This window comes from Nitrososphaera sp. (assembly GCF_013388945.1).
Classification (GTDB): Archaea; Thermoproteota; Nitrososphaeria; order Nitrososphaerales; family Nitrososphaeraceae; genus Nitrososphaera.
This window is the reverse complement of record NZ_JACAEH010000031.1, coordinates 36,485-50,502: the sequence shown is the minus strand read 5'-3', so window position 1 is coordinate 50,502 and position 14,018 is coordinate 36,485. Positions and strand designations below refer to the sequence as shown.

The window sequence follows — 14,018 nt, the reverse complement described above, 5'->3', positions numbered from 1 at the left end:
GTGCAGGATAGTCTCGTACGACCACAGCAAGCCGGGCAAGCACGGCTCTGCAAAGGCCAGGATCAACGCCGTCGGCGTCTTTGACGGCAGCACCCACCCGTTCGTAGGGCCTGTCACCACGAGGGTCGAGGTCCCGCTCATTGACAAGCGCAACGGCCAGATAATCTCAAAGCAGGGCGACACGCTGCAGATAATGGACCTCGAGACCTTTGAGACATTCGAGACGTCGTCTGTAGAGGACGAGATCCGAGAAAAGCTGCAGGACAACGTCCAGGGCCAGGAAGTCGAGTACTGGAAGGTGCTTGACAGGGTAAAAATAGTCCGCGTCAAGGGCTAGCGCGCTACGTTCAATACCCTTGCAAATTGATTATCGCCAGCGGATGCTGATGACGTGAAGGAAGAGCCGTCTGATTTGTGACGAGGATTATGAGTCCTGAGGCATCCGCTACACCTTCTTTGACCGCGGGTTGACAATTGCATCAAGCGCGTTGCCGACAAGCGCAAACGCAAGGCCCGTTATGGCTATCATAAGGCCCGGCGGGACAATCCACCACCACAGCCCCCGGACGGCCGCGCCGGCGGAATTTGCGTCGTGCAGTATCTGGCCCCAGGTCGGAATCGACGGGTCGCCAAGGCCAAGGAAAGACAGCGCGGCTTCTCCAAGGATTGCGGACGGAACAGCAATGGCGATGCTTGCAAAAGTCAGCGGCAGCAGTTGCGGGATTATGTGCCTGAATATTATCCGCACGTCTGACTGGCCCATCAGCTTTGCGGCCTCGACGTACTGCAGGTTCTTTATCTGGAGCGCAAGGCTCCTGCTTATCTTTGCCATGCCCACCCAGCCGAATATCACCAAAAACCCTGTGATGAGAAAGATGCTCCTTCCGACTGTGACTGAGAGAATGACAAGCAGCGGGAGCGTCGGGAGCGAGTAGAAAATGTCGTTTATCCTCATGAGCCCCTCGTCGGTCCTGCGGCCCTTGTAGCCGGCCACTACTCCATAGACAAGGCCTATCAGTATGGACACGATTGACACTGTCAGCCCGATGAAAAGCGCGACCGGCGCCGCCCACAGTATGCCTGTTGCAAGGTCGCGCCTGAGCTCGTCCGTGCCCATAACACCGTACACCTTGCCGCCGAGGATTACGCCGGAATCCTCCACAGAGTCGGCAGGGTCGAAAAGGTAGAACGTCTCCCTGAACACGTACGTGCCTTTGAGCACCTTGCTCTGGGTAGCGTCTGAAAAGATCATCACATGCGGCCTTGCAGGGTCCTGGGGGTACGAAAACGCGCCGGTGTCTCCCCGGAGCGACTCGGCAATAGCCCTGTCTGTCGAAAACACGCGAGACGAGAAGACGTTCTGCCCTCCCTGCGACGGCGGGAGCGACGCAAAGTACACCCTGAACTCCTTGCCGTCGGGCCTGACCACGTCGACCTGCAGGGCAGGCTGCGTCGAGCCATAGCGCGCAGAGTATAGCAGCATGAAATCTGCGGGGTACTGGTCGTAGTTGAACCGCACCGTATAGGAATGAGTCACCGTCCTTACTCCGCCGTCACCTGACTCTGCCACCTGCGCGCTCGGCGAGTGCATGACGATGTGCTCGGGCGCCCTTGCGCCAAAGGCGTTGGTCCAAGCCGGCGCCGCCGACTTGGGCAGGTCTATCCAAAAGTTGGGGTTGTTCCACTGCCTGTACGATTCAAGCGGTATTGCGACCACAGAGTAGATAGTCATGACGATGAGCCCAAGCAGTATCGCTACGCCGGCAAGGCCACTTTTTGAGCGCCTAAACTCGCGGACTATCTCGGACCTTGAGAGGACTGTCGAACTCGCGCTCAGGCCACCTTCACCCTCGGGTCAAAGTAGGCGTAGATGATGTCAGTCAAAAACACGGTGATTACAAAGATGACCGTGGAAACGTAGGTGAGCCCGATGATGACCGGTATGTCAAACATGCCGATTGCGTGGTAGTACAGCTGACCCATGCCGGGCCAGTCAAACACGGCCTCGACTGTGATTGCGCCGCCAAACGAGCCAGCAAGGCTGAGCGCGACCACCGTCACTATGGGCGGCGCGGCGTTTTTGAGCGCGTGCGAGTAGACTATTCTTCTTTCAGGAATTCCGGCCGCCCTTTTGGCCGCGATATAGTCCTCGCCCAGAATCCCGACGACGAAATACCTCACGATGTAGGCCCATGCACCAAACCCGACCAGGACTATCGTGATGAGTGGAAGCAGCATGTGGTACAGCAGGTCGAGCGCATAAGCCGGGTCGTCGGGCGGCGTCAGCGGTGTCGCGCGGGCCGGAAAGATGTGGTAGGCAAACGCAAACGCAAAGATCATGAGCATGCCGACCCACCAGGTGGGAAAAGAGCCCGAGAACACGGCAAAGGCAGAGTTGAGCCTGTCCCACACAGAACCGGCCTTGTTTGCGACAAAAGCCCCCAGGTACAGGCCGATGACGGTCACCACAAGAGTCGACGTGGTGAACAGAAGCACCGTCTTGGGCACCTTTTCCAGGATTATGTCCCGGACGTTTGACGAGCCGCTCTCGCTTGTCAGAAAGTTGGACTTGCCAAGGTCAAGCACCATCACCCTGAGCACAGTGTTGAAGAAGCGCTTGGGCGAGTACCACGGCTCGTCAAGCCCTATGGTCTTGACCTGCTGCTCCACCCGCTCATCGATGAACTGCTGGCGCTCCTGCGCGTTGTCAAATTTCAACTCGCGCAGGTTTATCTCCTCTACGACGTAGAATTTTATCCCGTCAAGCAGTATCCTGTCCATCGTTGGGCCGAGGAGCGCTATTGTAAGCACGAGCGTCGCAAAGAGCACGACCAGCGTGTTTATGGAGCGGACCAGCACAAAGCGGTAGAATCCACCCAACTCGCTAGACCAGAGGGGCTGGCTTTCTTTTAATATTATCTGACTTTGCGCCCGATTGCCCTGCCGACAAGCCTGCCTGCGGCCATGGCCGAGGCGCCTGCCGCAGAGAGCACGAACAGCGAGGTGCCTGCAACAAGCGCCGGCGTGTTTGCGGTGGCAATACCAATTGCTATCGCGATTGCAGACGCTGCAAGCACCGCAAGGGCCATCTTTATCGCAAGCGACGAACGTTTTTGCACGGGCCTTGCAAGGCCTGCGGGCCAGAGGTATACCGCGCCGATGAGCGAGCTTGCCACCGCGCCGGCCGCCACCGCGCCTGCCTCCCCGCCGGCAGCAATCGCATGGACCCTTTCAGCCGCCCCAAGGATGCCAAAGAGCGGGTAGATTGCAGCCTTTACCGTGGCCTGAAGCCATGGCTGATCTCTTTCATAGTCTGCAACCTGCGGGCTGAACGAGTAATAGACTGCATTGAACGCATTCATGAAGGCCGAGCCCGACGCAGTCGAGAGGATATAGTCCTGCCTGAAGCTGCGCAAATACTGCACCTGAGGAGTCAGCTCCGACCCGAACGCCGCGGTCGCTATCAGGCATCCTGACGGCGCCGTTTCAGGCGTGGTGCCGCCTGTCTGGTTGCCTCCGGTCTGCCCGCCGGTCGAGCCCGTAGAGGATGCGAGGATGGTTGTAGTCGAGATGTCGGGGCTGAACGCAAAGTCACTGTTTGCAAATATCTTTAGCTGGTTGGGGCCTGCAGACAGTTTCGATGTCTCTTCTGCCGGTATGTCTATGACAAACCTGCCGGTGTCAGTCGCCTGCGCGCTGCCCCTGACGACTACCCTGCCGTCCTTGTTTGAAATGAAATAGTCCACCTGGGCCTCGCTGCTAGGCTCGCCACCCACCTCTATGTTAAGAGTGGCCTGCGCCGGCTGGCCTATAGTTATGGTCCTTGCAATGTTGGAGCTTGCTATCTTGGCAAGCCGCGGGGTTTCGTAGCCTGACCAGTGGCCCACCTCAAACGGGTACGTCGGGTCGCGGAACGCCTTTACAGTTATGGTCCTGCCTGCCACGTTGTAGCTGTCAAAGTAGAACGCGCCGTTGCCGATGACTGCGTGGTCGTGCTCGTCAATCCAGTCGATGCTTGCATTGTAGCGCGAAATGGCCTCGCTCTCGCTCACCATCCCTTGCAGCGGCGCGGGGACGAACCTCTCGTTTCTCATTTTTACAAGCTCGTCGCGTATAAGCTTGGCGTGGTCAGGTACTACCATGTCCAGCCAGTCCACGTTCTTGACTGTGGCCTCCGCCCTCGAGTACGCTATCTTGCCCGACGTCACAAGCCTTTCAGTCGCCGCCGTTATCTCCCACGGCTCTGTAGCCCACGCGGTAGCAAAGTCGGCTATCTCGCTTGGGTCATAATGCCAAAAGTCAACGTACGAGACCGCGGTGTCGCTGTCGATGAACCTGAGGCCCTTTATGCGCTCAAGCGCTGGCCCTGCAAGCGACGTGAACTCGGGGTCGACTGTCATGTCGCCGGGCCCGAGGTCCGTGCCCCACTCAAACGTGAAATACTGGGCGTACATGACGTCGGCCGCACTCATGGGCTGGCCGTTGTGCCAGTTGGAAAACACGAGGTCAAACGTGACGGCGCTGGTCGCCTCGCCAGCCGGGTTGGCCCACTCCTGGGTTGCAGGGTCCCACGTCACGGCCTCCTCAGGCACCGCAAGCTTGCCGTCGGGGCCTTCAGTCTTGATGTCAGTCCAGTCCGTCCTTATGGGCACTATCTCGCCCGTGTACGGGTCGCGGAATGTGCCGCTGTCAATCACTAGGAAGTAAATGTCGCGGCTGTAAATGTCAGACAGCCCGCCGACGCTGTTCCAGGGCCCCTGGTGGATCTGCTTGACGCCCACGTCAAGCGAGCTCCCCTGCGCTGGCCTTGCGTTTATGAGCGAGTACTTGCTCGTAATCCCTGCGCCAAAGTCGTTGACCAACCCTTGCAGGTCGGCCTTTGCCACGTGCGGGTCGGTCTTTTGGTTGACAAACACCCTGACAGCCTCCTGCATGCCCATGGTGACTGCCTCGTTGACTAGCTCGTTGCGCTCCTCCTCGGATTTAAAGTCTGCAAAGAATATGCGCTGAGTCACCTCGTCAAGCGTCGCGTTCTCGTACTGCCAAAAGCTCGGGTTCTGGAAGCCCGGCATCCTGCCGTACCACGGCGCGTACATCTGCGCCGGTATCACCGGGTTGTATTTCACAAACACGGACGTGCCTGCAAAGCCTTCGGTGTAGGCGTCCCACTGGTGGTCCTGCGGGTCCGTGCCATAAACTACCGTGTTTGCCTTGCTCAGGTCGCCATAGTCCTTCTGGACAGAAAACCCGACGCTCTCGAGTTTTGCCGCAAAGTCGTCGCCTATCAGCCTGCGAACCGTGTCGTCGGACCTTATCAGCACCTTCACCTCTACCTGCTTGCCGCCGTACATCCACCTGCCGTCTTCTTTGGCCGCGCCGGCCTGCGTGAGCGCCTTTGTTATCATGCTGTCTGCCAGCTGCGGGTTGTAGCGCAGCCCCATCGACTCGACTGTCTCGATGATGTTGAGGTACTCTGGCGAGTAGATGCCAAACGGCTCCACCAGCGGGCTGCCGTAGCCCTTGTGGAACTCGTTTACCACAAGGTCGCGGTCTATCAGGTAGTTCATTGCATACCTGACGTCCCTGAACTGGAACGGGTTGAGCCTGTCGTCCTTGTACGGGGCGGGATTGAGCATCATCACGTTAGAGCCGGAAAGCCTGTCATAGATCTTTATCCTCGGGTCGTCCTTGGCGTCGGCAGCCGCTTCGAGTGGTATCTTGAAGTAGTAGGCGTCAAGGCCGCCAGACCTGACCTGCTCCAATGCTACATTTTCATCTTCGTAGTGGATAAAGCGCACCTGGTCGACGTAAGGTCCCTTTGCGGGCTGCGCAAACGCCGGGGCAAAACCTGAAACAAGCAATACAGCCACTGCAATCGAGAGCGCAGCCGCCTTTCGCATTACCTCTTGCATGCGGGGTTCACTAATATATTTTTCAAGCACTCTTTAGACGGGAGTCTGGATCGGGGATCGCCGATATAAGCGCCTGCGTGTAGGGGTGGGCAGGCGACGAGAGCACGCGGTCTATGGGGCCCATCTCGACTATCCTGCCGGCGTTCATGACGGCAAGGTCGTCGCCCACGTACCGTGCAGTGGAAAGGTCGTGGGTGATGTAGATGTAGGCGATGCCGAACTTTTGGCGCAGCTCGTGCATCAGCCCCAGTATCTCGCCCCTCACCGACACGTCGAGCATCGATACCGGCTCGTCGGCGACGATGAGCGCCGGCCTCATCACAAGCGCCCTTGCAAGCGCAACCCTCTGGCGCTGGCCGCCGGAGAGCATGTGCGGAAGCCGCATGGCAATGTCGGAAGGGAGCCGGACTTCTTCAAGCGCCTTTAGCACCTTCTCCTCTTTTTGCTCGCGCGAGCTTGTTCTGTCGTGGATTGAAAGAGGCTCCATGACAATGTCGCGGATCTTCATACGCGGGTTCAAAGATGCGTAGGGGTCCTGGTAGACCATGTGAACCTGCGTGCGGAACTTTTTCAGCTGGCTGCCTGTATAGCGCGTGATGTCCTCGCCGTCAAATATTATCGAGCCCTCGTCAGGGTCTTCGGCTCTGAGCACCAGCCTTGCAACTGTGGTCTTGCCCGAGCCGGACTCGCCGGCCAGCACAAGCACCTTTGCGCGCTCGAGGGAGAAGCTGACGCCGTCTACTGCCTTGACAAACTGCTGGCCCTTCTGGAACATCTGCCTGATGCCCTTTTTCACCGCAAAGTACTTGACCAGCCCCCGTGCCTCAAGCAGAGCGCCCAAAACATGTGCGCTTGCCACCCTTTCAGATATAAACAATTGCGGACGGTTGATATTTGCCGGCGCCGTCGCTAGCCTGTGAGACTGGGGGCGCTCTTTTCTGGCGGCAAGGACAGCACCTACGCCATCTACCTGGCAAAAAAGGCCGGCCACAGGATAGAGTGCCTGATATCGATGTGGCCCGGAGCAGACGACAGCCTGCTCTTCCATTACCCCAACAGCGCCATGACGGAATACCTTGCCGAGGCAATGCAGACGCCGCTTGTAAGCGTGCCTGCCCCGGGCAGGAGTAAAGAAGAGGAGGCAGAGGCGCTCGACCTGGCAGTGTCAGAGGCAAAGAAGCGCTACAGGATAGAGGGCATTGTCCACGGTGGCATTGCAAGCAACTTTCAAAAGCAGGCCTTTGAAGCGGTGTGCAAAAAGCACAACTTGAAAGTCTTTGCGCCGCTGTGGGGCGTTGACCAAGAAAAGTACATGCGCGAGCTTTTGGACAGCAATTTTTCGGTAATGATAGTGGGCATTTCCGCGATGGGGCTTGAAAAAGAGTGGCTCGGCAGGATGATAGACAGGGAGTCGCTTGCGCGCCTTTCAGCGCTTTCAAGAAAGCACGGGTTCAACCTCGCGTTTGAAGGGGGCGAGGCAGAGACACTCGTTTTGGATTGCCCCCTCTACTCAAAGAGGCTGAGCGTGAGAAAGGCAAGGACGCACTGGGACGGCCAGCGGGGAATATTTGAAATACTGGATGCGGAGCTAGTACACCGGGATGTTTGACAACCTCCGTGACGGCCTGCGTAGCGCGCTCAAAAAAATAGTGGGCGCCTCGGACATCAACGAGGAGCTCATTGATTCATTGTGCAAGGACATCCAGCGCTCGCTCTTGCTGTCAGACGTAAAGGCAGCGCTTGTCAAGACGATTACCGACAACCTGAAGCAGCGCGCAATGAACGAGCAGCCGCCAAAAGGCCTCTCGCGAAAGGATCACATCGTCACCATCCTGTACGGAGAGCTGGCAAGGATGCTTGGCTATTCTGGCGAGGTGATAACTACCGTAGACAAAAAGGGCATAGACGACGACCCCGGCGTGACAGCATTTTTCAAGCCCGGCAAACAGAACATCGTGCTACTTCTCGGCATCCAGGGCTCCGGGAAGACCACCGTCACTGCCAAGCTTGCAAGGTGGCTCACAAAGCACGGCTACAGGGTCGGAGTCATTGGCACTGACACCTGGCGCCCCGGCGCGCTGACGCAGCTGAAAATGAACTGCGCCAAGATAAACGTCGAAGTCTACGGCGAAGAGGAAAGCAAGGACGCGGTCGGCATAGCAAGGCACGGCCTCGAGCATTTCAAGCCCCAGAATCTTGACGTGATAATCATAGACACTGCCGGCAGGCACAAGGAAGAGGCGGGCCTCCTGCAGGAAATGGCCGAGATGCACAAGGTGTCGACGCCAGACCTTGCGCTGCTCGTCCTGGACGGCACCATCGGCCAGCAGGCGTACAGCCAGGCCGAGGCGTTCCACAAGACAGCGCCGCTTGGCGGCATAATAGTCACAAAGCTTGACGGCACCGCAAAGGGAGGCGGCGCGCTTGCGGCGTCTGCAGCTACCGGCGCCAAGGTGATGTTCATCGGGACCGGCGAGCGCATCGACGACCTGGAGCAGTTCTCGCCGACGCGCTTTGTTGGCCGGCTGCTTGGCATGGGCGACATCAAGGCGCTTTTGGAGATGGCAAAGGGTCTCGAGATGCAGGCTGACGAGAACCAGGCAAAGCGCGTATTGTCAGGCAAGATGACAATCGAAGATTTCTACGCCCAGATGGAACAGGTGGGCAAGATGGGCTTCCGAAACGTCATAGAGAACATGCCAGGGCTTTCCGGCATGGTAAAGGAGGACCAGCTGGACGCCATGCAGGAGCGCATGGAAAAGTGGCGCTTTATCATCCAGTCCATGACGGCTGACGAAAAGAAGGACCCGGACCTTGTAAACGAGTCAAGGCGCAAGCGCATAGCGCGGGGCTCTGGCATGCCAGAGAGCGAGATAAAGCACATGATACAGCAGTACAACAACTCCAAGGCCATGATGAAGCAGTCAAAGGGCCGGCAGATGCAGGGCCTCATGAGGAGGTTCGGACTTGGTTGATTCTCGCAAAAGCGCCCTTGTCCAGCTGAAAGAATACGGGCTGTGCAGGTACTGCCTTGCAAGGCAGACGGGCCAGGCAAGCAAGAAACATGTGGAAAAATGCCACATCTGCCGCGGGCTGTTTGACAACCTTGACCCGATAGCGGAAAAGGCGCTTGCAGCTGCAGAGCAATACCAATTCGACACATTCCTTGTGGGCGCGACCCTTGCCACGCAGTTCTTTGAGCGGGAAGACTCGCTGAGGGCGCGGCTCAAGATTCGCGGAAAAGAGAGCGTCAAGGGCCAGCTAACACGGGAGCTCGGGCAGAGGCTTGCCAGGATGACTGGCAGGCGCGTCGATTTTTCAAGGCCAGACTTGGCCGTGAACGTGATGATAGACAAGGACGGCAACGCCGAGGCTACAGCGCATGCAAGGCCCATCGCGCTTGAAGGGCGGTACACGAAAAAGGCAAGGGGCTTGCCGCAAAAGCAGGAACGCTGCCCGATGTGTCAGGGCAAGGGCTGCAACCTGTGCGACAACACCGGGTTTTACGGCGACGGAAGCGTCGAGGCCATCCTGGCAAGGCACATCGCCAAGGCAACAGGCGGCCAGGCCCCGCGCTTTTCGTGGGTTGGAAGCGAGGACCAGAGCAGCCTCGTGCTTGGAAAGGGCAGGCCTTTCTACGTCAAGGTGTCAGACCCGCACGTGAGAAAGCCCAAAAAGAGGCGGTTTTCAGAGGCCGGCATTACTGCCACGATAACAGGCGTCCTTGACGACGTGCCTGACACGCAGGCGCGCTTTACAGTCAGGACGAAAATTGCGTGCACCTGTGAGCGCCCTGTAACGGGCGAGGACATTTCCAAGCTAAAGTCGCTTGCAGGAGCAGAGGTGAAATTTGAAAGCAGGGCAAAGGTCGCTTCAAAGAAGGTCTACTCTGCGCAGGCAAAAAAGACCGGCGACAGGGAATTCGAGCTGACAATAAAAGCCGACGGGGGTTTGCCGATAAAGCAGTTTGTTGGAGGCGTCGAGTACATGGAGCCAAACGTGTCCGGCCTGCTCGGCGCAAAGTGCGAGTGCGCGACCTTTGACATTTTATCTGTACAATTTCAGTAATGTTTTTTGCCCACACTACCTTTTCGATGCTGGATGAGCTTTGACCCGCTCTACAAGGTCCACGATGCGCTAGCCGCAGGGCAGATACCTCAAAAGATGCACGACCTTGTTGCAGAAAGGTTCCCGCTCGTCACCGAGGGAATAAGCCGGGTCGAGCAGGCGTCGGGCCTGAGCTACCCGTACTACTACGTCGAGCCCTCGATGGTCGTCTCCACGTCTGCAGTAGAGTTTACGCAGTTTGGAATATTCTTTGCCCGCACCATCCCGGTGGTGGGCGACGACAACTTGCTCCGTGTTGTTGTTCAATTAACGGCGCCGCTAGTCGCGTTCGGGCTGAAGGGAACCATACATGCGATCCTGGCGCACGAGTTCATGCACTACCTGGAACTTGTGAGCAGGATAGTCAAGATGAACGTCGTATCTGATGAACTGTCAGGCACGCTTTTTGAGGGCACCTACGCGGACGCCGGCAGGCTTCTCGAAGAGCGGGCAGTCTTCAAATCCGACCAGACGCTTATTCGACACATCACGAGCCGCTTCCCAGAGGGATTCCGTGATTTAAAACTGGAGGACAAGGCGATAAAGCTGTGGATGGACAAGGGGCTCCCCATGACAAAGGTCCCCATAGACTCTAACGTCATCAAGATACCCGTCGAGGCAATGGCCCGCCTGCAGGTCGAGCAGGTGGTAAAGGACAAGATAGCGCAGTACGAGAGCGTAAAGCTGCGCAAGAGAAAGGGCCAGCCCGGCTATGTCTAGCCTGCCTGACAGGGAAAGACAGGTCCTTCAAGACTGCATGCAAAAGGCGGCTAAAGGTCGCAAGATTTCAGCGGCCTGCGTCTATGGCTCAAAAGTCGCAGGCTATGCAAGGCCTGACAGCGACATCGATCTTTTACTCGTGCTTGAAAACTACCCGTACAAGGTAAAGTACGCCTACATGCAAGAATCCGGCTTGCAAGTCTCAGCGCTTGTAGTCGACAAAGAGGCGCTAGAGCGCGACGCCAGAGGCGCTTACCTGGGCGAGTTCGTGGCAGGCAGGCTCTTGCACGTCTACGAGCCTGTGGAAAATCCCGAGTTTTTGCGAGAGGTCGAGAAAACCTACAAGCGCCGGGTGGTGCTTGAAGAGCTGCAAGAGCTGGTCAGGTCCGCCGGGTTCCTTGCGCCTGACATTTCGTTTCCGCTGGAATACATCGCGTTTTCAAAGATACGGCGCAGGATGTCGCTCTACCCAAATGCGACATACAGCTATTACAGGACGTACGCCGCAGGCGGCAGGAACCTAGAGCTTGCCATGCAGGGCTACAGGGACGCGCTTGCCGACATCGTGGCCCACGACCCTGAGCTGCTTGTCAGCGACAACGGCATGCTCCGGGTGTCTGAAAAGCGCCTGCGGTTTGCAAGGGGCGAGCCGTCGCTCAGGCTTGCAAGGAGGCTTCACGAGTTTGAATCCTATTTCGTCCACTCGTACGCTGGCCGCAAGATGTACCACCTCGCAGTCAACGAGGCGCAGTCAAAGATACGGCGCCACCTGAGGCAGCCGGTCGAGCTGCCACTGTTCATGTCGTGCCCCGCATGCGCCTACTGGAAGCTGCCAGAGGGTTTGATTATAGCGGACAGCCGCAGGCAGGACTGGCTTGATAAAGTTGCAAGGCAGAACGGCATCAGCGACTATTCGGTGTCAAAGCGCAGGCTCGGGAACCAGAACAGCAGGACGATACTGTACGCGCTAGGCGACCTAAAGCTGGCAGTCAAGAAACTTGCCAAAACCAAGGGGATGAAGTGGGCCGCGCTCGGAGTCTGGACTGCTTACCTGAAAAAGTTCCAGACGGATCCGCTCCTCAGGCTCGGCACCGAATACAGGGCGCTGCGCCATCTGCGCGCGCTCGGGCTAAAGACGCCTGCAATAGAGACAGTCGTGCTTGACGAAAGGCTCCTTGTCACCAGATACGTGGAGGGTCCAAGCCTTGCCCAGATAATGAGGGGCGCCCTGAAAGGTCCGGACAGTCCGGAAATTCGCGAGGCGGGCCGGCAGATTGCTCGGGTCCACAAGACAGGCGCGTGCTTTGGCAACATCAAGCCCAAGAACGTCATAGCTGCAGACGGGCTCTGGTTCACCGACCTTGAGCAGTTTGTCTTTGAAAAAGGCGACCCCGCGTGGGACGTGGCGCAGTTTCTGTGCTGGGGTCTAAAGGGCACGGGCAACACGGAAGGTGCAGCCAGAATAACAAAAGAGTTCCTGGAAGGCTACGACAATCCTGATGTCGTGAAAAGGCTCGCAAAGTCAAGGCGCTACATCCAGACCTTTTACCCCGTGCTCTCGCCGCAGGTCGCGCAGGCGATAAGAAAAGAGATGGCCTGACTACTTTTTGCCTTTCTTTGCCGGCTCTTTGCGGGCAAACTCGGTGTAGCCGCACTTGCCGCAGGTGAACCTGTCCTTGTGCTCGGCCATGAACACGCCCTTGCCGCACTTCAGGCACTCGCGCCTGTTCCTCGTGACCTTGTCCTTCTCAACTTTATAGAACTTGTATACCTGGACCTCGCCTTTTGCCGGAGCCTTCTTGTCTGCCATTACTTCTTGCCTCCCTTTTCAGCTGTTGCTGCCTGTTTTGCCTTCAGCTTTTCTGCCTTCTCCTCGTCCAGCAGTTTCTTCCTGTCGGCTTTTGGCATCTTGCGGAGCAGCCTGTAGCGCGGAAGCTGCTTCTTTGCCTCTTCCTCGCTGTCATAGATGTAAAATGTTGCGTGCACGTCGACCATGCCGGTCTCGCACAGCAGGTTTATCGGTATGACGTTTTTCGCGTCGACCCCAAGCTGGCCCGCCAGCTGCTCTGCAGCCTCGGTCTTTTTCAGCTTGCCGGCCGCGCCCTTGAAGACTGCCTTTACCTCCCTCCTTCCAAGGAGCGAGTTCTTGCGGTCCTCGACCATTACTAGTTCTTGCGACAAAGCGGACTGTATCGCCCCCTGAAACCCATTTAAGTATTTGCTTGGAAGATACTGTTCGATTAAGGTACATGGCCCGTTCGTGAGACCTTCCCCGTTATTCATTTCCAAGCGCAAATGATAATAGCTACCCCATAAAGCTTGGAGCTGGCAAGTTGGTAGTATACACCAATGAGGGTAAGCCGGTAGATGGGCCAAATTCCCGAAGGCAGGCCTTTCTTAAGGCATTGGGTCTTGAAGATCTGACTCTGAAAGACCTTGGAATGATGGCTGTTGAAGTAACATATGCCCTCCTCGGTCTCATTATAGTAATCACCTTCGTTCTCACAGGATACACTATCCTGACAAATCCTCTTCCTACAGCACCCCAATTCTATCAAAGCCATCTTAACGAAATAGCCAATCCAGTGGATAGTACACAGATGTTGTCACTTACGATAAATCTCAATTCCACTACTCTGGCCGCAGGAAGTGGCATAACTGTTCTTGCCAGCATCAAACCTGATCCTGATGATGCACTATACAATGATGCAAACAACATTCCCTTGCCTGATTTCTATCGCTTATGGATGGATGGCACTTTTTGCCGTCGTGGTGCAGACTTGTACGAGCATATTCCATCTTGCTTTTTTGACTTGACAAAGAGTTCCGATAATGCGACTTGGACTGATGTCATGTATCGCGGAAATCATACGCTTACCTATGCAACTAGTGGCGTATTCGATATAGCCCTAGGAGCTGGTCCCACAGACGAAGAGGATAGAATCAAAATGGGTCAGCCTTTCATACATGTAGAGGGTATCGAAAGTACCAATAGTTTCATTCTTGGCAGGAATACTCTGTCTATGAGTCAAGCTACCTTGGGTATTGCGAGTCTTGCGTTTGCAACGAGTTTCCTTACCATATACATACCGGGTCTCAAGTACTTACGGAACAAAGGCTTCTACAAAGCGAAGAAACGCCAGCCCCGCCGCTAATCCTATTGCCATCATAATGAATGGCACTATGCTGTTCCTACCTGAAACTGCATCTTGAACAGCAAATAACATTCCAATGGGTCCGAGGAACATCAATACTATGCACGATAATATTACCAGTATA

General features: G+C 56.6%; 13 protein-coding genes. 7 read left to right on the top strand and 6 right to left on the bottom strand.

The window, feature by feature from the left end; all coding sequences use genetic code 11:
* Positions 1 to 337 (top strand): translation initiation factor IF-5A (locus tag HXY31_RS12295; protein ID WP_292643447.1); only part of this gene is annotated, 337 nt, incomplete at its 5' end.
* A 108-nt stretch (positions 338 to 445) separates the two neighbouring features.
* Here the strand turns inward: HXY31_RS12295 and HXY31_RS12290 are convergent.
* The 4 genes from HXY31_RS12290 to HXY31_RS12275 form a co-directional block, all read right to left on the bottom strand.
* A complete protein-coding gene (locus HXY31_RS12290; protein ID WP_292643445.1) occupies positions 446 to 1,732 on the bottom strand; it encodes an ABC transporter permease in 1,287 nt (428 codons plus the stop codon).
* A 101-nt stretch (positions 1,733 to 1,833) separates the two neighbouring features.
* Complete coding sequence (locus HXY31_RS12285; RefSeq protein ID WP_292643443.1) at positions 1,834 to 2,880, bottom strand: ABC transporter permease; 1,047 nt, start codon at positions 2,878 to 2,880, stop codon at positions 1,834 to 1,836.
* Between the two features lie 35 nt (positions 2,881 to 2,915).
* Complete coding sequence (locus HXY31_RS12280; protein WP_292643442.1) at positions 2,916 to 5,900, bottom strand: ABC transporter substrate-binding protein; 2,985 nt, start codon at positions 5,898 to 5,900, stop codon at positions 2,916 to 2,918.
* Positions 5,901 to 5,934: 34 nt separating this feature from the next.
* Positions 5,935 to 6,753: an ATP-binding cassette domain-containing protein gene (locus tag HXY31_RS12275; RefSeq protein ID WP_292643440.1), complete on the bottom strand. Its 819-nt coding sequence runs from the start codon at positions 6,751 to 6,753 to the stop codon at positions 5,935 to 5,937.
* Between the two features lie 75 nt (positions 6,754 to 6,828).
* Between HXY31_RS12275 and HXY31_RS12270 the strand changes: the two genes are divergently transcribed.
* Genes HXY31_RS12270 through HXY31_RS12250 form a run of 5 tightly spaced genes read left to right on the top strand, consistent with a single transcriptional unit; the run spans position 6,829 to position 12,339 of the window.
* A complete protein-coding gene (locus HXY31_RS12270; protein ID WP_292643438.1) occupies positions 6,829 to 7,521 on the top strand; it encodes a diphthine--ammonia ligase in 693 nt (230 codons plus the stop codon).
* Entirely contained in the window at positions 7,514 to 8,887 is a 1,374-nt protein-coding gene (locus HXY31_RS12265) for a signal recognition particle receptor subunit alpha (protein ID WP_292643436.1), read from the top strand. The genes HXY31_RS12270 and HXY31_RS12265 overlap by 8 nt, the downstream gene beginning before the upstream one ends.
* Positions 8,880 to 9,980: a tRNA pseudouridine(54/55) synthase Pus10 gene (locus HXY31_RS12260; RefSeq protein ID WP_292643434.1), complete on the top strand. Its 1,101-nt coding sequence runs from the start codon at positions 8,880 to 8,882 to the stop codon at positions 9,978 to 9,980. The genes HXY31_RS12265 and HXY31_RS12260 overlap by 8 nt, the downstream gene beginning before the upstream one ends.
* Positions 9,981 to 10,013: 33 nt before the next feature.
* Positions 10,014 to 10,739, top strand: coding sequence for a hypothetical protein (locus tag HXY31_RS12255; protein ID WP_292643432.1), 726 nt, complete (start codon positions 10,014 to 10,016; stop codon positions 10,737 to 10,739).
* Positions 10,732 to 12,339 carry a nucleotidyltransferase domain-containing protein gene (locus tag HXY31_RS12250; RefSeq protein WP_292643430.1) on the top strand — a complete coding sequence of 536 codons (1,608 nt, stop codon included), beginning with the start codon at positions 10,732 to 10,734 and terminating at the stop codon, positions 12,337 to 12,339. The genes HXY31_RS12255 and HXY31_RS12250 overlap by 8 nt, the downstream gene beginning before the upstream one ends.
* On the opposite strand, the gene HXY31_RS12245 is transcribed toward HXY31_RS12250, so the two are convergent.
* Together HXY31_RS12245 and HXY31_RS12240 are read right to left on the bottom strand one after the other, a co-directional pair.
* On the bottom strand, positions 12,340 to 12,549 hold the full coding sequence (locus HXY31_RS12245) for a 30S ribosomal protein S27ae (protein ID WP_292643428.1): 210 nt from the start codon (positions 12,547 to 12,549) through the stop codon (positions 12,340 to 12,342).
* Positions 12,549 to 12,920, bottom strand: a complete 372-nt coding sequence (locus tag HXY31_RS12240; protein WP_292643426.1) for a hypothetical protein — start codon at positions 12,918 to 12,920, stop codon at positions 12,549 to 12,551. The genes HXY31_RS12245 and HXY31_RS12240 overlap by 1 nt, the downstream gene beginning before the upstream one ends.
* A 152-nt stretch (positions 12,921 to 13,072) precedes the next feature.
* Here HXY31_RS12240 and HXY31_RS12235 point away from each other — a divergent pair, with 152 nt between their 5' ends.
* A complete protein-coding gene (locus HXY31_RS12235) occupies positions 13,073 to 13,894 on the top strand; it encodes a hypothetical protein (RefSeq protein WP_292643425.1) in 822 nt (273 codons plus the stop codon).
* Positions 13,895 to 14,018: the final 124 nt, after the last annotated feature.

Bases quoted from the DNA above. Each gene is read 5' to 3' on its own strand.
- HXY31_RS12290 (WP_292643445.1), bottom strand. From the start codon at position 1,732: ATGACTATCTACTCTGTGGTCGCAATACCGCTTGAATCGTACAGGCAG.
- HXY31_RS12280 (WP_292643442.1), bottom strand. From the start codon at position 5,900: ATGCGAAAGGCGGCTGCGCTCTCGATTGCAGTGGCTGTATTGCTTGTT.
- HXY31_RS12265 (WP_292643436.1), top strand. From the start codon at position 7,514: ATGTTTGACAACCTCCGTGACGGCCTGCGTAGCGCGCTCAAAAAAATA.
- HXY31_RS12255 (WP_292643432.1), top strand. From the start codon at position 10,014: ATGAGCTTTGACCCGCTCTACAAGGTCCACGATGCGCTAGCCGCAGGG.
- HXY31_RS12250 (WP_292643430.1), top strand. From the start codon at position 10,732: ATGTCTAGCCTGCCTGACAGGGAAAGACAGGTCCTTCAAGACTGCATG.
- HXY31_RS12245 (WP_292643428.1), bottom strand. From the start codon at position 12,549: ATGGCAGACAAGAAGGCTCCGGCAAAAGGCGAGGTCCAGGTATACAAG.